The following is a 21091-nucleotide window of genomic DNA, read 5'->3' on the forward strand; positions in this document are numbered from 1 at the left end:
GGGGATTGGGGATTGGGCATTTTGAATTTTTGAATTTCCTCCTACTCTCTTGCCCCTCTGCTTCTCTGCCCCTCTGCTTCTCTGCCCCTCTGCTTCTCTGCCTCCAATCTCTTTATTAGCTTCTTCGTGTTTCATTTCCATTTTTCCTACTAGTACAACACGGCGGAAATAAACCACCATTCCAAATCAATGAAACGCTTACGCTGTATTCATTTTAATTACGAATTACGAATTACGTTAGCGTAGCGGGGCGTAGCCCATTACGAATTACGAATTACGAATTATTTAATTCCGCCTTGCGGTACTAGGCAATCACTGCCGCACCTTTATAAGCTTCTTCAGCCACTTTTGCTAAACGTTCCATAGCAGTGGCTATCTCTTCATCCGTACCTGTGAGGCTGATGCGGAAACATTGGTGCTTGTGCGCCCACTCTTCCTCTAAACCAGGGAAGAAGGTACTTCCAGGAACAATAATCACACCAACTTGCTTTAATTGTTGGTAAAATTCCCAGTCACTGATGGGTAAATCCTCTAACCACAACCAAGCAAAAATTGCTCCTTCACCGCGATGGAGGAACCAAGGTAAATCCTTGGGCATTGCTTGTTCTAAGCTAGTTTCTAAAACGGTAAATTTATTTTGGTAAAAGGGACGGATAACAGTGTGAGAAATTTCTACTAATGCACCAGAATTAATTGCATAAGCTGCGATCGCTTGGCCGTAACGTGAAGAATGGAGGCTCATATTTGCTTGGAAACACTCCAGCACCTCAATCCACTTTTCATCCCCAATGGCAATCCCAAGCCTTTCTCCTGGTAATCCTGCTTTCGATAAACTCATGCAGTGTAAGATATTATCACCAAACACTGGTGTCATTTCGGTAAAATTCAATGCTGGGAAGGGAGGCGCATAAGCCGAGTCAATTAACACGGGCAAATTATAAGGCGCAGCCAGGGCAGCAATTTTCTTCACCTCATCATCAGTGAGGACATTCCCAGTAGGATTACAGGGGCGAGAGAAGAGGACACAACCTGTATTTTCTGTAATCGACAGTTGGCTGAAGTCGGGGCGATATTTAAATCGGTGGGCGGCTGCATCAATATCAAGAGTTGGTTTGTAGGCAGTTAAGGCTTTTGGAACTAAGCAGATGCCGCCGTAACCTGTGTAGTCAGGACTGAGGGGTAAAACGATTTGTTTTAACTCGCCGCTAGGGGTGTAGCCACCGAAGCTATTAACAGCGTAGAAGTAGAGACTTTGACTACCGGGGGTGATGAGGATATTGCGATCGCTTAAGTTTAACCCGTAGCGTTTGTTAAAATCGTTAGCGATCGCTTCAATTAATGGTGCATAGCCCTGACTTGAGCCGTACCGGCAAACTACCTCACCATATTCTGGGCTAGCCAAAAGCTGTGCAGTACAATCTCGCCATAACTGCTCTACTTCTGGCAAAATCAACGGATTACCAGCACTCAAATTAATAAACTGCTGCCCTGCACCCCCTCGTAAAGTCTCGATAATATCCTTCATGATTGCTCTTACGCCAGTCAGGTTGGACATTTGAGCGCCAATTTGAGTTAGGGCAGGGTTCATAAGCTGTGACAAAATGTATTAATCGAAGGGTGGACAAAATATTTGGGGGTTGCTGCTGACATCAAGTTTACATCGTTGCTAAAACAGCTGTTGCCAACTTTTACTAATCTAGCTAGAGAATGAAATTTTAACAGAGTGATATTTATGGTTAATAGCGGCGATCGTCCTGATTAAATGGGATGAAGTGATACAAAAGTGTATCATGCGCTCAATGTGTGCAAGTGAAATAATCCTCGTGTTTCAGCACTAGGGAGAACGTCAAATAAATATATAGGAGGGGCTGACGTTGCAAGTTAAAGCAGCAGTAGCTTACGGTGCAGGTAAGCCATTAACAATTGAAACCGTTCAACTATCGGGGCCACAAGCTGGGGAAGTGTTAGTTGAGGTAAAAGCCAGTGGGGTTTGCCATACCGATGCTTTTACCCTATCTGGTGACGATCCTGAAGGTTTGTTTCCGGTAATTTTGGGACATGAAGGTGCTGGCGTGGTAGTAGAGGTAGGCGCTGGTGTCACTAGTTTGAAACCAGGGGATCGTGTGATTCCCCTATACACTCCCGAATGCCGTCAGTGCGAATATTGTTTGAGTTTCAAAACTAATCTCTGTCAAGCTATTCGCCTAACTCAAGCACGCGGTGTTATGCCCAATGGCACGAGTCGCTTCAGCATCGATGGGCAGATGATTCATCATTATATGGGTACATCCACCTTTGCCAACTATACGGTGCTACCGGAAATCGCTCTGGCAAAAATTCGGGAAGACGCGCCCTTTGATAAGGTTTGTTACATTGGCTGTGGTGTGACTACTGGTGTTGGTGCAGTTATCAATACTGCCAAGGTGGAACCAGGAGCAAATGTCGTGGTTTTCGGCTTGGGTGGTATTGGTTTAAATGTCATCCAAGGGGCGCGGATGGTAGGGGCAAATATGATTGTCGGGGTGGATATTAATCCCAGCAAACGCGCCTTGGCAGAAAAGTTTGGCATGACGCACTTTGTCAATCCCCAAGAAGTAGAGGGCGATTTAGTTCCCTATCTGGTTGATTTAACTAAAGGCGGTGCTGATTACAGTTTTGAATGTATCGGTAATGTAAAAATTATGCGCCAAGCATTAGAATGCTGCCATAAGGGTTGGGGCGTTAGTGTGGTTATTGGTGTTGCTGGTGCTGGACAGGAAATCAGTACTCGCCCTTTTCAATTAGTAACTGGGCGCGTTTGGAAAGGTTCAGCATTTGGGGGCGCTAGAGGACGTACAGATGTGCCGAAAATTGTTGATTGGTATATGGAAGGTAAGATAAATATTGATGATTTGATTACTCATGTAATGCCCATTGAGCAAATTAATGATGCTTTTGAATTGATGCACAAAGGTGAATCAATTCGGAGTGTGGTGACTTTTTAATTCGTAATTCGTAATGGGCTACGCCCCGCTACGCTAACGTAATTCGTAATTATAATGGGTTTGTACCGGATACTTATGCAGACAGTCCTGTTTCAAATAAGGTTTAAATCTTTATCTGAAACATAATTATGAATTATGAATTCTTAAATTATGTAGACACTACAAACCGGAAAATCGGCAAAAGAACTGATGCAAAACTTCTATGAAGCAGACTTCTACAGTTGGACTCAACAACAGGCTGACCTTCTGCGTCATCACCAATGGAACCAGCTTGACTTGCCCAATTTAATTGAGGAAATTGAATCTTTGGGAAGAAAGGAATGTCAAGAATTGAGAAATCGTCTTAGTATATTAATCGGACATTTGCTCAAATGGGAATATCAACCAAAGCAACGAAGTCGTAGCTGGTTAGGGACTTCCAATTAAAAAAATATCCAATTTTGTAGGGTGCGTTAGCGACAGCGTAACGCACCGCCAGATATCTCGGTGCGTTACGGCTTTCGCCTAACACACCCTACTGTATATTTTATTTTTTGGAAGTCCCTTAGCGACAATTAGATTACAAAGACGGGAAATTCTCAAGTTGTTGGGCGAAAATCCTAGTCTGAAACATTATCTTGAAGAAGCGCTTCAAGAATCGGATCAAAACGGTAGGGATTTAGCATCAGGAGAGACAAATCTGCCACTCTCAACTTTTCCTAACCAATGTTTATATGCTTTTGAGGAAATTCTAAGCGATCGCTTTTATCCTGGTCAGCCTGCAACTGATGATTTAATGGGATAAAAGCGATGTCTATGACTATCTACGCTTACGCGCTCGCGAGGAAGTATCGATCGATTTCTGCCGTAAGGATGTCAAAGTCCACAGGCTTGGTCAAGTGGCATTTAAAACCAGACTGAAGTGCAAGCTCTTTATCCTCCTGGCTACCGTAGCCGGTGAGTGCAATCATAATTGAATCAGTAAATTTGGAGTCTTTACTCAGTTCCTCTGCAACGGCGAATCCATCCATTTCGGGAAGTCCAATGTCACAAATAATTACATGAGGCTCAAACTCTCTTGCCGCTTGTACCCCTAAAATTCCATTTCTGGCAATGGAAACTTCATGTCCAAAGTATTCAAGCACTGCTTTTAATGAGAAGGCTGAATCGTCATTATCTTCAATAACTAAAATCTTCAACGATTTTTTAGCCGCTTCTGTAATCTCCAAGTCGTTGTCCAAGGTTTTAATCTCTTCGCATACAGGGAGAGTAACTTTGAATTCCGCTCCCAAATTGATCCCTCTACTTGAGGCTTCAACATTACCACCATGAAGTTCCACAAGACTTTTTACTACCGAGAGTCCCAAGCCTAGCCCGCCCCTGGAACGGTCTAAACTGCGATCGCCCTGAGTAAATGGCTCGAATAGTTCTGATAAGATTGTCGGGTCTATCCCTATGCCTGAGTCTCTTACAGATAAAGTCGCTACACTACCTGAGCCATTCTCACCGGGAATAAATGAAAGATCCACCCAAATTGTCCCATCTGGCTTTGAGAACTTTAAAGCGTTATCAAGCAGGTTTCCAAAGATTTGGAAGAAGCGGGTGGGGTCAACATAAGCCCACACAGGCGTATTTGGCAAGTCTTTTACTACAGTAAGATTCGATCTCTTTATTGCTTGTGTATGGTCATTGATACTCTGGTGAACCAAATCTACTAGATTAACCTTCTCAAGGTTTAATGAAATCTTCCCATAGGTGATGGACGATACATCCAGTAACTCATCAATCAATTTCGAGAGGTGCTTAATCTGGTGCTGCATCATTAAAACTGTTTCTCCGACTGCACCAGTCTCGCCTAGCTTCAATTTGAGAAGCTGAACTCCGTTTGAGATGGGGGCAACAGGATTCCTCAATTCGTGAGCTAGCATCGCAATGAATTTGTCTTTCAGGGCGTTTTGATTGGTAAGTTTCTGGAAAAGTTGAACGTTCGCGATCGCCACTGCTGTAGTGTCGGTCAAAATCTCAAGCAATTCTATCTCTTCGGGTGTGGCTCGGTGTGGTGTACTCCAGTAGGCTCCGATCGCACCCAACGGATCGGCAATTCGGATGGGAACCATCACCAGACTCTTGACAAAAGTAACTTTATATGCATCAATAGGAATTCTTGCATCCTGGTAAATGTCCTCAATCACGGCTGCTTGTTTATTGAGCATTGCCCAACCAGAGATGCAAGACTTGAGGGGAAAACGCATACCTTTCCAAAGTGGCCCGATGGCGTTTTCATCAACATAGTGGCAACATTCACCATCCCGCAATACAAAGGTTACTCCATCAGCATTAGTGAGATCCCTCGCAGCCAAACGCACAATCTCAATAATTTCCTCAATTGTCCTTACACAAGCCAAATCTTTCACGACCAAAAGCAGCCGATTATAAGACGAAATGCTATTGTCATGATGTAAATTCTGTTCTTGAGATATGGAGCTTTGTAAGATATTTTTCATAAATAACTCCGAACAAAAGGCCTGTCGTGTAAAAAATCAGGTAAAGCGGGTAGGTTTCAGCAGACACCTATTCTAATCGTAATCTTAACTTTGATGTTAAGAGATAAGAGATATTACCGCATTTTATCTCCTGTTTTTAATGTATAAATATTTTGATTTCCCTAAGTAAATATTCTGCATCGATCCTATGGGCTAATGCAATTTTTGGTGTTTAATCAGATTGAGTCAACCTGGCTACTAAACTCGCTATTTAGGCGTAGCAAAATTGAAGATGCCGACATTAATTCCTCAACGCAAACAAATTATTTGGCAATCGATAGATAATACTCAAATCGATTGCGGAGTTGTTGAACCGTTAAATTCTGAGTCCAATACTCCACTAGGGCGTGACCAAATGCCCAGGCATTGCGATCGGGTGAAGTGGAATTTTCCAGCATTAGCGGCCAGAGGGATAGTAATTCAAAGTTGAGCGGATTAGAGTTAGCTGTACTCAAGAGCGAGAAAAGCTCGTAAGCCATTTGGAGTTTGCCAATCACAATCGGCAACTGTTCCACAGGAATTTGCTCTGCCAGCATATATGCTAAGGCTGGAGATCCAGTTGAGAGGGTAGAAACAAACTGGAGGACAGGACTTTTAAGCAATGCCGTTAGTCCTTGTGTTGTCGCCATCTGGAAGGTGTAGTGGTCGATGATTTTGGCCGCAGCAACGGTGCGGGCTTCAAGGTTACGCAAAAAGCGGGCGAGACGGAGTTGCTTGGTAGGCGCGATCGCATCTACTAATCCCAGCGATAGCGCCTCTACTCCCCAAGCAACTCGATTTGTTTTGCTGTCACCTGTAACCAATGGTAGAACTAGATTACAGAAGTTTCCCAGCAATTTGGCGCGATACTCAGTAGCTTCTCGAATGGCAATTTCTTTTGAACGATCGCCCCATTCCCAATTATAAGGCGGTTGCCATTCGCGGATGGGACGCAGCCGATCTACTTGAGTGACGATCGCGATCGCTGGTAAATCTGCAACTTCTGCTTTTATATCTTGCAGAAAGTCTACATCCATTTGCAGGGCAGGATCGAGGGCAGGGGTAACTAACAACAGCAAATCTGCATTGATGGCATAATCAAGCACCAAGTCTCTTAGATCGGCACGGTTGACTTGTTCGTAACCAGGCGTGTCCCAAAGCGTCAGGGTTTCCCCACCTTGAGTCTGCCATTGATAATTCTGAATGCGATCGGTACTGGGCAAAACATCAACGGCTGCGAGATCGGACTGAAATAGCGTGTTAATTAGGCTACTTTTGCCCGACCCCGTGCGCCCCACCAGCAGAATATTCACGGGTTTTTGCTCAACCGCCTCGGCTGGTTGAGCTTGAGTCAAGATTTCTCGGAGTGTTTGGGTTTTTGCCTTGGGTAAAGTCGTGGATACTACAGTTGCTGAAACTGGTAATGTGCTACGTCCGTAGAGTGCGATCGCCTGCCGACATAAGTTTCTCAAGGCAGCTTCCCGGAATAACTGACTCAAATTCCCCAATAATTGCTGAGTTGCCTGGTTACTAGAACCCTGACTGGCTTGTTTTGCCACCGCCGCCACCGGATTTAAGATCCACTGTGCCCAATTCCAAGCTTTCCAAAATTTCCGAGCCGATGGCTCTAACTTTCGGTAGACCTCGTATCCTTGATATGCTTGTCCAACCGTTACCTGATTGAGGACAGGGGATAACTTTTGCATCCACTGATCCATGTCATCCACCGTTCCACGAATCAGCCCGTAAGCCTGGGGGACGTAAATATTCAGCAGAGGATATTGAATTTGAGGATTATAGATATGAGCGATCGCTACTACCAAATCCTGGCATCGCGTCCAAAAAGTTGCCCAGTCTTCCCAAATCGGGCGATCGCTTTGTGCCGCTTGCAGAATCTCTTGAAGTGCTGTTTCTGCAAGCTTTGTCACATCACTTCCGGCTGATGTTCTGACTGTATCCTCTGCTGCCGATTCTAATTCTTCTTGGACTTGAGCTAATACAGCTTCCACTTGGTTAACAGCAGGTTGAGTCCATTTAACCAACAGCCAACGCCAACCAACGAATAAAAGGGTGAATACACCCCAAATCCAACTAATACCCCAGGCGTGAATTTGTGAACCGGCGGATACCAGTAAGAAAATAATGATAAACGCGATCGGGATTACTAAGACGACCCACTGCCACGGTTTTAATCGCACCATTGCCCCATACCTGCTTTGAAATGTTGGGAAATTCGAGTTTTTGTAAAAATTACTCTTATAAAAAGTCTATCGTCTCCAATCTAGGGACTTCCAAATAAAAAATATCCCAAAACTGACACAAAAGTTCTCTCTATTTCTCCTCTCTCCGTGTCGCGCCAGTTGCTACAAGTTGTGGAACCGCAAGGGCGCACTGGCTTCTCTGCGTCTGGAGTGGTTCGTTTATTTCTTGGAAATCCCTAATGAAACGAGATTCAAATTGGGTAATGGACTTTCAGAAAATAAACTATCCAATTTATTCAGATTATATTTTTCTTACTCCCCCTGCTCCCCTGCTTATGCAGCGATTGGTTATTTTTTCTTTGGAAGTCCCTTATGAGGTGATTGTCTCCGACACGCTCCACAAACACAAGAATAAAGATCGGGATTAACAAGGCTTTTTGTTGCTGATGAAACTTCCACCACAAGCTTGGGAATAATAAATCGTGCCTGAGAAATATTTTAAATAAATCTCGGCTTACTAGGTGTGTTTTTATCGGCGGTTCAAGGAGCCAATTGTTAATGAAAGTAAGTTCATCAGGAACTAAGCTAGGTTGTGCATTTGTTAGCAGCAGTTGTTTAGCGGCAGCAATCATCGGTTTTAGTGGAGCAAGTGCTTCGGCTGCTCAATTCATCACAATTGAAAGCACTGGCACATTATCAGGAACAATCGAACTTCCTAGAAATAATCCCAATTTCAATAACAGTGTTACTCGTATTGATACGGATGACACTGGAACTTATTACCGGAACTTAGGTACTAACAATAATCCTAATTATGTTCCTGTATACCAGTCAGATTATTTACAGGTAGAAACACGCTCTGATGGAAGTCTGCATTACTTTGTTGACTTTAAAGGTATTCCCTTTGTCTCGTTTGATGGTGTTCTGACATCGCCAGTTCTCTCTGGTGGTCAGTTGACTCCCTATAAATACCAAGGACAATTGGCAGGAACCAAATTTCAAGGAGTAGTTCAGGATGAATTTAATCTCATAAAAGCCTTATACACTGGTACTGTTATCGACCCAGACACCGGAAAGCAGTATCAGGGCACTTTTGAAGTAAGTGGATATGGGGAGCGATATAGCGATCGCAATGGTAGCTTAACTCCCACAGTCTTTGATTTCCAGTCTGATATCCCAGGTTCGCCAACTGTAACATCCTTGACCATCACTAACGCTACTCTGGCGAATTTAAGAATCAAAGTACCTATTGATGAAACTTCTATTCCAGAACCCGCTAGCATTCTTGGAACATTCCTGGTAGCTGGTTTTGGTATGGTTTTGAAAAGAAAAAAAGACATCTGCCCTAAGAAAGTATTGGGCGATTAGAAGTCGCTACTACACAAATCTTAGTTCACAGAGGTGGACTAATAAAAAATCAAGGGTTTGCTTAACCTGCGGAGGCACGTAAACCCGGATTTCTCACCAATGCTCAAAGCTTGTGCAGGGGAGCAGGGGAGCAGGGGAGCAGAGGAGAGTTCAATGTGCCAAGTTCAATCCCCTCCGCCCCTCTGCCCCTCTGCATTTCAAACTTGTGAGAAATGCGGGGTAAAGTCTTGTATAGCCGGGACTTATATTTGCCCAGGGGAATAATAAATTAGACTTTAAAAACATCTTCTTATGAAGATGTTTTTAAACTGGGAAGTTGATAAATTTCATAATCCAGAGTAGTTTTAAAAACGAGCCGAACTTTTGCTAGTTCGGCTAAGTTTAATTAATCGTCTATACGCAGTAACTTGCGGTAAAACGGTTGTGAAAAATCGGTCAAGCGATGGCGTTTATAGTTTTCCATAACTTCAATTAAAAAATTAATAAACTCGAAACTAGCCATCATTAGTTCGTAACTCAGATCGGCATTGCCATCAAACTGAATTCGGCAACGGGTTAAGTCTGAGGGTAAAGTGGCAACATTCCAGGAGGCGACGAAGGGTATATGTTCACTAGCTTCTATCTTTCGGTGTCCCTCCAAAACCCCTTTTTGATAAAGACTGATGGCATAGGGTAAGAAATTGCGCTTAGTACCCTGAACGTAAGGTAAGTAAACACTGGCTTGTTGTTGAGTAGCAGGCTGGAGTTGCTCAATAGACATTGTTAAATATTCCTCAAGTTAGTTGGCAACTAGGGATATTAGTGGATGTTAGTAGTGTTCCCAAAAGATGTGTCTAAAGCACACAGTAGAAAGAGGGAGTAGGGGGCAGGGGAAAATTCCTCTCCTCTGCACCCTTCCCCCTGCCCCTAAATGAAGTTACTGCTAAGAAATATTAAAATTTCAGTTACAATAAGGCTGCATTAACTTTGATCGAAGCTGGGCGCAATAACATAACATGAAAAATCCCCACTATTAAAGTTGTGGATGTTATTATTGCTGTTTCTCCCAACAACAAGCTGCTGTTATCTTGGTATCACTTTGCCTAAACCGGAATTCTCATTGGAGAAAGTTAGACTCTACAAGCTTCCTGCCCAAGTGGCTATTAAAGGAATCAAGCCTCTGTCTAAGAGTAGGAAACGTGGTTAATGCTAAGTAATTACCCAGAGTGGCAGTGACAACAAAGGTAGTCTCAGCAGCTTTTAGCTTAGGGATAGCGGGTATTGCAGTTTGCCCATTCCGATTGAAATCGGGAAAAGTAGCTTAGGGATATTTGTCCGTAAAATTACTAACTGTAGACAAATACTGGTTTTTGAATCAAGCAACCTAACCTATGCCAGCGAATTCCTGGCCCGAAGAAGATTCTTATCAAGAGCTTGATCCGCTCAACTCCTTGTTGTCTGACCTATCAGTAGATGAGGAGTCAGTGTTAGAGACAGATCCTATGTCTCTACCATCCCGGTTTCAAGGTCGTAGACGTAAGGCTGCTCTAGTCTTGACCGTTGTCTGGAGTGGCACGATCGCTCTACATTTAGTTTCTTGGGCTTCTATATTTATTCTAGGACTGACCACCATTCTAGGATTCCATGCTTTGGTGGTAGTGTTTACTAAATCCCGTCGCTATCCAAAAGAAATACAGGGAGATTTGCCCTTTGTATCTGTGCTGGTAGCTGCGAAAAATGAGGAAGCAGTAATTACTAAATTAGTCAAAAATCTTTGTAATCTGGAATATCCAGGTGGGCAGTATGAAGTCTGGATAATTGACGATCATAGCAGCGATCGCACGCCGGATTTACTAGCAGAACTAGAGCAGAAACACAACCAACTGAAAGTACTAAGGCGTTCAGCAGAAGCTAGTGGCGGCAAATCAGGGGCATTGAATCAGGTGTTGCCACTGACAAAGGGCGACATTATAGCAGTATTTGATGCTGATGCCCAAGTTACACCAGATATGCTGCAACAAGTAATACCTTTATTTCAAAGAGAAAAAGTGGGGGCGGTGCAGGTGCGAAAAGCAATCGCCAACGCCAAAGAAAACTTTTGGACTAAGGGGCAAATGGCCGAAATGGCCCTTGATACCTGGTTTCAGCAACAACGCACTGCCCTTGGTGGGATTGGCGAACTGCGGGGCAATGGTCAATTTGTCCGGCGTTCAGCCTTGGAAAGCTGCGGTGGCTGGAATGAGGAAACCATTACCGATGATTTGGATTTGACAATCCGCTTACATTTGGATAAATGGGATATTGAGTGTGTTTTCCATCCAGCAGTGCAAGAAGAAGGTGTGACAAATGCGATCGCACTTTGGCATCAACGCAACCGCTGGGCAGAAGGCGGTTATCAACGCTATCTAGATTATTGGGATTTAATTCTCAAAAACCGCATGGGATGGCGCAAAAGCTGGGATTTGCTGATTTTTATGCTGATTATGTATATCTTGCCTACAGCAGCAGTACCAGATTTGTTAATGGCGATCGCGCGTCATCGTCCACCAATGTTAAGTCCCATTACAGGTTTGTCCGTTACCATGTCGATGGTGGGAATGTATACAGGTCTAAGGCGCATCCGTCAAGATCCGAAATTCTCACTTTCTACATATTTGCTGATGCTAGTGCAAACTATGCGTGGCAGTTTATATATGTTGCACTGGCTAGTTGTCATGAGCAGTACTACTGCTCGGATGTCGGTAAGACCAAAACGCCTAAAATGGGTGAAAACATTGCATACGGGGCATGGGGAATAGCCCCTTTGGGGAATTAAAAATTCAAAATGCAAAATTACCAACAATAATTTTGCATTTTTTTATTCATCATCAATTTCTGATTCTTCTATCCACTCAGGTGTAGTTATGGAATCGGAGAATTCTGGGAAATCATCTGCAAAGCGGATAATTTCTCCGTTGAAAAATACTGCGAGACGTTGAGCTGCGATCTCTACTTCATCAACTTCCCAATCAGGTGCAGGTGTTCGCTGTGGTGATGGAGGCAAAGTTTGCGCCCCATTTCCATTTGCCCCATTTCTATTTACCCCATTTCCATTTGTCCCATTTCCATTTGCCCCATTTCCATTTCTTGCAATCGGCTCAGTTTTTAGTGGTGTTGGTGGTGGCGTTGCTGGCTGTGGTACTGGCGCTGGAGTTGAAATTTGCTGGTTGTAACTGGGAGTTGGTGGTTGCTGAACGCGAGTAGAGTCTTTTGGTGGAATTGCTTTACTCTCATTCACAAGAGCAGTCTTGGATTGGTTTGTAACCCAAATCACCTGTACTTTTTGTTGGTAAACTTTTCCAAAAGCTGCTTCGACATCCGCCAATTTGCCTTGAGCATACTTAACTAGTCCTGGCGGCATCCGAACGTGAGCAACACCATCGTTGATACTTAATAGACATCCATGCTCCTTAAACAGGGCTTTACTTCCCGGAAGTGTTAGACAACCAAGCACTTGTTGCCAAACCTGAGTTAAGTCATATTGTGCTTCCCCAGCAATTTCTGAAGTTACTGGTTCAACGTTCCCAGGTGACACGGGTGCAGATACAGGTTCTGGGGTTGGTGGTGAAACTGAGTTAGCGCCAGAATTGTGATTTGTTTGCTGTTCAACTGGGGGAGATGAAATAAGGGGCTGATTTTGGGCAGTCGCTACATGATGGTTTGGAGAATTATGATTTGTTTGCGGTTCAGCTATCGGTAAAGAAGAGACTGCATGATTTTGGGGAACTGCTGAACGATAACTTGGAGATACAGCAGGTGTGTTAACTTGCTGCATGACACTTGGGGCTTGTGGCTGAATATTTGTCGCACTGGGTAACAATCCTAGTAATGTTACCTCTAACCACAAACGTGGCTGGGTGCTGTTTTTAATTTGCACTTCCGATGTTCGTAGATGTTGCTGTCCTGCTAAAATCACGCTCATATCGAAGTATTGGGCAAACTCAACCAGCGCCGTCCAGGTTTGCTGAGTACAAGCAACCAAATCGTGGCGGTTGGGTGCAGTTTTGGCTATGAGTAAATCGCGGTAGAAGGCGGCAAGATTTTGGAGGAGAGTTAGGGGTTCTCGACCACGATCTAGAATGTAGTGAGTACAGTCTAGAACTGCTTCTGGTTTATCTTGAGCGATCGCATTTAAAAGCCCCAATAAGTCCTGTTCGCTTACTGTCCCCACCAAATCCCAAACTCTATCTGGTGTCACTTCACCTGCTAACAAACCCAATTGATCGAGTAGACTTTCGGCATCCCGCAACCCTCCCTGAGAAAGTTGGGCTACCAGGGTTACAGCGGCGGGTGAAATATGAATGCTTTCATAAGATGCGATCGCACTTAAATGCTTAACCATCGCCTCTAATTGAATGCGTCTAAAATCAAACCTTTGACAGCGCGAAATAATTGTTGGTAACACCCGTTGCGGATCTGTTGTCGCCAATACAAAAACTACGTGTTTCGGTGGTTCTTCTAGGGTCTTAAGTAGCGCGTTGAATGCCTGAGTACTGAGCATGTGGCATTCATCGATTACATAAACCTTATAACGACACTGCACAGGAGCAAACTGGGCTTTTTCAATCAACTCGCGGATATTATCGACACCAGTGTTACTAGCGGCATCGATTTCAATTACATCTAAGGCATAACCCTTGGTGATTCCCTGACAAACATCACACACGCCGCAGGGTTCAGCAGTGGGGCGATCGCTTTTGAGACAATTGAGTGATTTAGCCAAAATGCGGGCACTAGAAGTTTTCCCCGTACCTCTTGGCCCAGTAAATAAATAGGCGGGGGCAATTTTAGATGTGCCGATCGCATTCGTGAGGGTAGTAGCGATCGCCTCTTGTCCCACCAGTTCAGCAAAACTTTTGGGGCGATATTTGTGGTGCAGGGGTTCGTAAGACATGGAAAAATAGACTTCAATGCCTTTCAACGTGAATTAGTAGCACCGAGTCGAGTTTAGGATTCAATTATTTTAAACTCTCGTACCTGCTTTGTTTATCGATATTGCCATAGCGCTTACACTCAACTAATGCCGTCAATTTTGGCACTCAGGAAAGCAAGCAACTAGATCATATTCTTGACTATGATTTCAACATCAACGTATCGGAATTATAGCATAGCATTTAGTACATTTGTTCTATATAAAAAATTTGGGAATGGGCAATGGGAAGAAATAACCAATAACCAATGACCAATGACAAATGACAAATGACAAATGACAAAGAACTAACGCTATAGTCCAGTGCGATCGCTACAATTTTAGGATAAGCAAAACTCGATGGTGCAGCAGATGCTCAAGCGGCTATTTCAATGGCTCAAAAAGCTTTTTCAGAGCTTGTTTGGTGGAAAACAGACTACCTCAAAATCTAGAGGAAATATCCAAAAAGAACCAGCACCACCCCTAAGCGATACGGATCTGGAATTTCTCTTTACGGAGCTGTTGCAAGGAGTACATCAGGCACGAGGGGAAGTCTGGGCGCAAAAGTGGCTGCATAATATTGAACATCGGATTACAACTGAAGACTGGGTTGAGTGGTTAGAGCGCTTTGGCGAAAAATTACTAGCATCACCTACACCCAATAATGAAATCGCTGCGCGGTTAGTACAACTGGGTGAGTTGAACATCGGAGAAATCGGAGATGTCGCCCATAGTATTGGGATGCAGTTGTTAACACGCAATCAAGGCGAACCAATTTGGGAATATGAAGGGCCAGATGCGATTAGCACAACTTTACCATCTGAGCCAACCGCCCCCACATCAGAGTCAGCAGATGCACCACAGAATCCCCCAGAGGGAGAATACCAAACTGTCACCCTAGAAGAGTTATTTGTGATGTTGCAGGACGATGAAAACTTACGCCAGCAGATTGCTCAACAACTTGCCGTTGAGACAGACGATCCACAAGTGCTTGTCCAGGCATTGATCGAGCAATTATATCCTGCTGGTCAATCGACTACAGAGCAAACAGAAAATTAGTCGAATCGGGGAATTGTAACGTTGTAATACTGTACTCTTGAATGTTTGTATATTTTTTGCTAACCTGCGACGGAAGCGCTGTCCCGATCTAATGGATTTTTACGTAATTGATGACTTTTTTAACACAACGATGGCTACAATCTAGAAAAACAAAATCCAATAGTGTGGCAGATGCTCAGGCGGATATCGCAGTCGCTTAAAAGGTTTTTAAAGCGCCTCATTGAAAGTAAGCAGGCTAGTTCTTTCAAGGGTGCGAGAGGACACAATCTGGTGGAGGTACTACCAGAACTAACCAATGCCGATTTGGAACAATTGTTTATCCAATTGTTAGAAGGCGTGCATCAAGCACGAGGACGACAGTGGGCATTGAGGTATCTGCAACGGGTCGAAAATCGGATTCCGGCTGAACGCTGGATAGATTGGTTGGTGATGTTTGGCGAAAGCTTGCTAGCTTCACCTGCACCGAATCCTCTTTTAGCAGCCCAAATGGTGCAATTGGGGGAACTTGGTGTTGGCAGAATTGGAGATGTTGCTTATGACATTGGCATCCGAATGATGCAAAACTCACCTACACAGATAGAGTATGAGGAGAATTATCCCGAAGAGGACTTAGAAATCACTCCTGAAGAATATGGGGTAGAAATCACTCCTGGGGAAGAACTGATCCACAACTTAGGTGAGCAGTTATGGGAGTATGATGAGCCAGATGTCATAGAAACTACTCCAGGGCAAGAACTGATCCGCAATTTAGGCGAGCAGTTATGGGAGTATGATGAGCCAGATGTTATAGAAATCACAACCGATGAAGAAATTATCCCAATTTCGCCTGGGCAAGAGCTAATCCGCAGCTTAGGTGAGCAATTATGGGAATATGATGAAGTGCCAGATGTTGAACCGATCGCGTCAGCGCCTGAAAATGCTTCTTTTGAGGAAAGATTCACCGAGAATTCAGAGGAATTGGTATTGGAGTATGAAAGGGAAGAAGCCCAAACCACAATACCCGAAAATCTTCCTCTCCCCGCCAAGGAAGATTCAATCACCTCATTAGCCCAAGTGAGGTTCGATGATGAAGAAGTTATTCAAAATACAACAGGAGCTAATCTCCTTTCTACAAGACAAAGAACTGAATTAACAACTTCTCTCTCAGTGGAAACCTGGGATAACGCTTTGACAAATTTAGAGCCAAATGTGGCTAATACATTAGATGAGTTGTGGGTGAGATTGGATCAGAGTACCAATTTAGTCCAGCAACTTGCTTCTAACTTGGCAGTTCAAAGCAGTAATTCTCCTGGTATTATTGAGCGACATAGCGATAATCCGATTACCCACGCTCAAGGGTGGTTTTACCAAGGTCTTCAGCAAGCGAAAACAGGAGATTTATTAGGCGCGATCGCATCTTACGATCGAGCTATTGAACTTCAACCAGAATTTTCAGAGTATTGGTTTAATCGAGGCTTGACGCTGTTCCATTTAGAACGTTTTGAAGAAGCGATCGCATCTTACGAAACCGCCATAGAACTGAAACCCGACTTCTACAAAGCTTGGTACAACCGGGGTGGAACTCTCGGAGAATTAGGATATTTTGAAGAAGCGATCGCATCTTTTGACAAAGCCATAGAAGTCAAGCCAGATTACCAAGAAGCGTGGTCTAGCAAAGGTTTGGCGCTGCTGAAGTTAGGTTGGCTACCCGAAGCGATTGCTAGTTATGACCAAGCCCTGTATTTGGAACCAGAAGACCAGGAAAACTGGTATCACCGAGGGATAGCCCTAGCTGTAGGCGAACAATTTGCAGAGGCAATTATATCCTACGACAAAGCCCTAGAAATTAACCCAGAGTATCACGAAGTTTGGATAGATCGGGGTGTAGTGCTGTTTAATTTGGGAAGGTGGTCAGAAGCGATCGCCTCCTGGGATAAAGCCCTTTCAGTTCAAGCCGACTTCTACTTAGCTTGGTACAACCGAGGTATAGCGTTAGACAACTTAGGTCGTCGCCAAGAAGCCATCGCCTCCTATCGCCAAGCGATCGCCATCAAACCCGACTTCCACCTAGCTTGGTATAATCAGGCAGTAGCGCTGTTTTATTTAGAACAATTTGCCGAAGCGATCGCTTGTTATGACAACGCTTTGGAAATTAAACAAGATTATTGGGAAGCTTGGATTGGTCGGGGAACTGCGATCGGTAATTTAGTAAATTCTGACGCATTGCTGAATTTGTCGAGTAGTATCACAGCAACAAATCCCGACTTACAACAAGGAGGCTACGAAGGAAAACTAGCCAGCTACGAAGAAGGATTAAAGCATCTGCGGACAGATACCCACCCAGAAGGTTGGGGGAGATTGCATTTGGCGATCGCTAATACTTACTACGAGCAAGGCAAAAAACATACTAATCCCCGCGATTATTGGCGCAAAGCTGCATCTGAATACCATCAGGCGCTATTAACCCTAACACTAGAATATTTTCCCCAGTTCCACCTAGAAGTTTTGCAATCTCTAAGCAAAGTGCTGATGGGTTTGGGACAAACAACACAAGTCCAAGAATTGCTGCAACGCGGTACAGATTTATTGCGACAATTGCTGAGTGAAGAAACTCGCTCATCCGAAAGTAAAAAACAGCTAGCTTTGAAATTTGCAGGCTTCGATCAATTGGCAGTTGATTTAGCAGTAGAGTCTGGTGATTTAGTAGAAGCCTGGGAAATTGCCGAACAAGGCAAAAATGCTTGTTTAAACTGGCTAATTTCTGGCTGGAATGATAATATTTACTCGCCCTATTATGGTGCAATTCAAGAACTATTCAATCCTACAACAGCAATTATTTACTGGCATATTAGTCCAGTCGCCCTCCATACTTTCATTCTCAAAGACCAAGCGCCATCACCAATCCTCCTATTTACACCCATGCAAGATGCTGGGGGAATACCTTTAGGAGAAGACGCTATCCGTCTAAACGAATTACCTTTACCCGAAGCAGTGCAACGCCTAATTGAATTTGAAACTTGGCTCGAAGATTGGCATCACCAATACCAAGAATATCGCACCACAGCCCAAGACAAAGAAAGTAAAAGCCAGCATTCTTGGCGAGTGGATATGGAACAGAAACTCGTGCAGTTATATGGGATATTGAATATTTCCACAATTTCCCAGGAACTCGAAGGCATCACCCAACTAGTTTTAATTCCTCACCGCGACTTGTACAGATTGCCCATTCATACCCTTTTCCATCTCTCTTCCCCATCTCAAGAAGAGTTGCCGAATGTGGAGTCAAATTTCACAGTTACCTATCTGCCTAGTGCCCAAACAGGTTTATCAATAAGAACTGAAGATATTTGGCAGTGGCAAAATCAGTTATTGCTCAGTGTCGAACATCCTGAAAGTGCAGCTTATCCTACAGTAAAATTTGCTAAACTGGAGTCTGAAGTTGTTAGCCAGATGTTCAATAATATCCAACGAATTCAGGGAGTAGAAGCTACAAAAAATGTTGTAGGAAATGCCTTTTTTGATAGTTACAATATCTTTCATTTTACGGGGCATGTCACTAATAATTTGGCTGAACCCAAAAAGTCAGAATTAGCACTAGCAGGTGAAGACAAACTCACTCTAGATGAAATCGTCCAACAAAATCTAGCAAGTTACAACCTTATTACTCTCTCTGCCTGTGAAAATTTAAGTACTAGTAACTACACTACTAGTAGTGAATATGTGAGTTTAGCCAGTGGTTTAGTGAGTCACGGTGTCCCTCATGTAGTGAGTACTCTGTGGAGTGTAGAATCTTCAGCTAGTGCCTTAGTAATGATAGAGTTTTACCGGAGATTACAGCCTAATAAATCAGCGGTTACTGCCTTAGCTGAAGCAACACTATGGCTGAAAGAACTCACTGCTGGAGAACTGACAAAATGGTATCAAGATATCTTGAATAATCTACATCCTGAAGAATTACGAATTCAAACTTATTTAGCCACACAACTATATAGAAATAGTAAGATGGCATCAGATAAAAATCTTTATAATCATCCTTACTACTGGGCAGCATTTACGATTACAGGTAAACCGAATTAATCATTTGAGGTAGGGGCAATTCATGAATTGCCCCTACCTCAAAATCTTTACTTTTAGTTTATAAACCTTTGAATTAAGTTTAATCTAACTCCCTGCGTCCTTCCAATGCCCTTGCCAGGGTCACTTCGTCGGCGTACTCCAAATCACCACCTACAGGTAAACCAAAGGCAATCCGCGTCACCTTGGTAAATGGTTTCAGTAGCTGACCTATATATAGTGTTGTTGTCTCCCCTTCTACACTCGGACTAATTGCCAGAATCACTTCTTGAGGCTTTTGCTGATTCACCCGTCGCTGCAAAGCCAGTATAGTTAACTGTTCTGGCCCAATTCCATCAATTGGCGAAATCACCCCGCCCAAAACGTGATACTTGCCTTTATACTCGCGGGTTTTTTCCAGCGCAATCACATCGCGGGGATCTGCTACAACACAAATAGTATTATTGTCACGATTGGCATTCCGGCAGATTTCACAAACAGGTTCAGCAGATAAGTGAAAGCAAACAGAACACAAACCGATCTGTTTTTTTGCCTCAATTAAAGCTTGTGCTAAAGCCTCTACTTCTGCTTCTGGTCGCTTCAAAATATGCAAAGCCAGTCGTTGGGCACTTTTGGGGCCAACTCCCGGCAGGCGTTGCAATTGCTCAATTAACCGTGCTAAAGGGCGTGCGTAAACCGTTGTCTTGTCTCCAGAATGTTTTTACCTTAACTATGATGACATTCCTACAGAATTTTGAAGTAGTTTTCAGCCTACGGAGTTGGGAAGATTAATTGTTAGGAGCGATCGCTCGGATGAAAACACTAGCCAAATGTGGTCTGTAGACAACTATCATCGCATGATTGCAGCCAGGATTTTGGGCGATCGGGGTGTGGAGTTGTTAGCAGACGAAATTGTGGAAATGACTCCAGAACCTCCATTGCATAAAACTGATTGTGCGAACATATTATATACTCAGTGGCTTTCGTAATTACCCTGAGTCAAAGGATAAGGCTAAATGACTAGTAAACAGTTCTCAATCAGCAAAATTGCAGTATTCATTACCACTCTAATTACCCTTAGTTTCTGCTCTACTGAAGCTCAAGCTTCATGCGCCTCTCCTCTAGACGGTGGAAACTTTGAAGGACAGACCAGCAAAAGGGTCAGCAGTCCTTGGGTTGGTGAAGGTAGAGTTGGCATTGATCGAGGATTAGGCTACAGCAATTTCGGTAAAAACAACGCCTGGATGCGAAATGTTTCTGGATGGAATGGTATCCGTCAGCGCGTTAGACTACAGCCTAATACTCAGTATAAGTTAATAGCTTATGTACGGACATCAGGCAATGTCACAGATGGTTATTTTGGGGTGCGAGATGCCCGACAGAAGGTGTTTTCAGAAATTAAGTTTGGTAGCTTACCTCGCTACACACCTCTGACACTCTCATTCAGAACAGACAGTAAAACTGAGTACAACATCTTCACAGGATTCTGGGCATTAGGTCAGGATAGCTGGGTTCAGGTAGATGACTATAGGCTTACAGGTGGCTCGTGTGCAGATGTGGAATTGGTTCCAGCAACTAACTAAGATGCTAAAAAGCGCCCCCTTTTGGAGAGCGCTTTCCGTTTTATTTAATTTTCAACTGAATCAGGCAGTGATTAACCGTTGATAGCAGGAGCGGAAAGAGCAACAGGAGCAAGATCCCCAGCAGCCAAATCTAGAGGGAAGTTGTGAGCGTTACGCTCGTGCATTACTTCCATACCCAGGTTAGCGCGGTTGATAACATCCGCCCAAGTTGCAATCACCCGACCTTCAGAGTCAATGATTGATTGGTTGAAGTTGAAACCGTTCAAGTTGAACGCCATTGTGCTGACACCCAAGGCGGTGAACCAGATACCGATTACAGGCCATGCTGCTAAGAAGAAGTGCAGAGAACGGCTGTTGTTGAAGGAAGCATATTGGAAGATTAACCGACCGAAGTAGCCGTGGGCTGCAACGATGTTGTAGGTTTCTTCTTCTTGAC

The 21091-nt window shown here is 43.8% G+C and carries 14 protein-coding genes and 2 pseudogenes; 9 read left to right on the forward strand and 7 right to left on the reverse strand.

Features of this window, described 5'->3' with window-relative positions:
* Window positions 1-304: 304 nt before the first annotated feature.
* Window positions 305-1588, reverse strand: coding sequence for a valine--pyruvate transaminase (locus CDG79_RS31415; RefSeq protein WP_094345624.1), 1284 nt, complete (start codon window positions 1586-1588; stop codon window positions 305-307).
* 286 nt (window positions 1589-1874) lie between these two features.
* Here CDG79_RS31415 and CDG79_RS31420 point away from each other — a divergent pair, with 286 nt between their 5' ends.
* From CDG79_RS31420 to CDG79_RS31430, 3 genes and pseudogenes are all read left to right on the forward strand, one after another.
* Window positions 1875-2984, forward strand: coding sequence for an S-(hydroxymethyl)glutathione dehydrogenase/class III alcohol dehydrogenase (locus tag CDG79_RS31420; RefSeq protein WP_094345625.1), 1110 nt, complete (start codon window positions 1875-1877; stop codon window positions 2982-2984).
* 189 nt (window positions 2985-3173) lie between these two features.
* A pseudogene (locus CDG79_RS31425) lies at window positions 3174-3401 on the forward strand (DUF29 domain-containing protein); the annotation flags it as partial.
* 136 nt (window positions 3402-3537) lie between these two features.
* On the forward strand, window positions 3538-3768 hold the full coding sequence (locus CDG79_RS31430; RefSeq protein ID WP_223278443.1) for a DUF29 family protein: 231 nt from the start codon (window positions 3538-3540) through the stop codon (window positions 3766-3768).
* A gap of 25 nt (window positions 3769-3793) precedes the next feature.
* Here CDG79_RS31430 and CDG79_RS31435 read toward each other — a convergent pair whose 3' ends face one another.
* Both CDG79_RS31435 and CDG79_RS31440 read right to left on the reverse strand, forming a co-directional pair.
* A complete protein-coding gene (locus CDG79_RS31435; protein ID WP_094345627.1) occupies window positions 3794-5467 on the reverse strand; it encodes a hybrid sensor histidine kinase/response regulator in 1674 nt (557 codons plus the stop codon).
* 302 nt (window positions 5468-5769) lie between these two features.
* Window positions 5770-7686: a GTPase family protein gene (locus tag CDG79_RS31440; RefSeq protein WP_094345628.1), complete on the reverse strand. Its 1917-nt coding sequence runs from the start codon at window positions 7684-7686 to the stop codon at window positions 5770-5772.
* A 558-nt stretch (window positions 7687-8244) separates the two neighbouring features.
* Between CDG79_RS31440 and CDG79_RS31450 the strand changes: the two genes are divergently transcribed.
* On the forward strand, window positions 8245-9054 hold the full coding sequence (locus tag CDG79_RS31450; protein WP_094345630.1) for a PEP-CTERM sorting domain-containing protein: 810 nt from the start codon (window positions 8245-8247) through the stop codon (window positions 9052-9054).
* A 385-nt stretch (window positions 9055-9439) separates the two neighbouring features.
* On the opposite strand, the gene ebsA is transcribed toward CDG79_RS31450, so the two are convergent.
* Complete coding sequence (ebsA, locus tag CDG79_RS31455) at window positions 9440-9814, reverse strand: type IV pilus biogenesis protein EbsA (protein WP_094332152.1); 375 nt, start codon at window positions 9812-9814, stop codon at window positions 9440-9442.
* Between the two features lie 610 nt (window positions 9815-10424).
* On the opposite strand from ebsA, the gene CDG79_RS31460 reads away from it, so the two are divergent.
* Window positions 10425-11831, forward strand: a complete 1407-nt coding sequence (locus CDG79_RS31460; protein WP_094345631.1) for a glycosyltransferase — start codon at window positions 10425-10427, stop codon at window positions 11829-11831.
* Window positions 11832-11890: 59 nt separating this feature from the next.
* Here CDG79_RS31460 and CDG79_RS31465 read toward each other — a convergent pair whose 3' ends face one another.
* A complete protein-coding gene (locus tag CDG79_RS31465; protein WP_094345632.1) occupies window positions 11891-13966 on the reverse strand; it encodes a DNA polymerase III subunit gamma/tau in 2076 nt (691 codons plus the stop codon).
* A 387-nt stretch (window positions 13967-14353) separates the two neighbouring features.
* Here CDG79_RS31465 and CDG79_RS31470 point away from each other — a divergent pair, with 387 nt between their 5' ends.
* Window positions 14354-15040, forward strand: a complete 687-nt coding sequence (locus CDG79_RS31470; protein WP_189525205.1) for a hypothetical protein — start codon at window positions 14354-14356, stop codon at window positions 15038-15040.
* 171 nt (window positions 15041-15211) lie between these two features.
* Window positions 15212-19096, forward strand: a complete 3885-nt coding sequence (locus CDG79_RS31475; RefSeq protein WP_094345634.1) for a CHAT domain-containing protein — start codon at window positions 15212-15214, stop codon at window positions 19094-19096.
* A gap of 79 nt (window positions 19097-19175) precedes the next feature.
* Here CDG79_RS31475 and recR read toward each other — a convergent pair whose 3' ends face one another.
* A complete protein-coding gene (gene recR / locus CDG79_RS31480; protein ID WP_069073197.1) occupies window positions 19176-19733 on the reverse strand; it encodes a recombination mediator RecR in 558 nt (185 codons plus the stop codon).
* Between the two features lie 118 nt (window positions 19734-19851).
* On the opposite strand from recR, the gene CDG79_RS45245 reads away from it, so the two are divergent.
* Both CDG79_RS45245 and CDG79_RS31485 read left to right on the forward strand, forming a co-directional pair.
* Window positions 19852-20061: a hypothetical protein gene (locus CDG79_RS45245; protein ID WP_317616629.1), complete on the forward strand. Its 210-nt coding sequence runs from the start codon at window positions 19852-19854 to the stop codon at window positions 20059-20061.
* Between the two features lie 27 nt (window positions 20062-20088).
* Window positions 20089-20655 (forward strand): hypothetical protein, encoded by a 567-nt coding sequence (locus CDG79_RS31485; RefSeq protein ID WP_094345635.1) that lies wholly within the window; start codon window positions 20089-20091, stop codon window positions 20653-20655.
* 71 nt (window positions 20656-20726) lie between these two features.
* Here CDG79_RS31485 and CDG79_RS31490 read toward each other — a convergent pair.
* Window positions 20727-21091: pseudogene (locus CDG79_RS31490) on the reverse strand (photosystem II q(b) protein); the annotation flags it as partial.

The sequence above is a fragment of the Nostoc sp. 'Peltigera membranacea cyanobiont' 232 genome (assembly GCF_002245985.1).
Taxonomy (GTDB): domain Bacteria; phylum Cyanobacteriota; class Cyanobacteriia; order Cyanobacteriales; family Nostocaceae; genus Nostoc.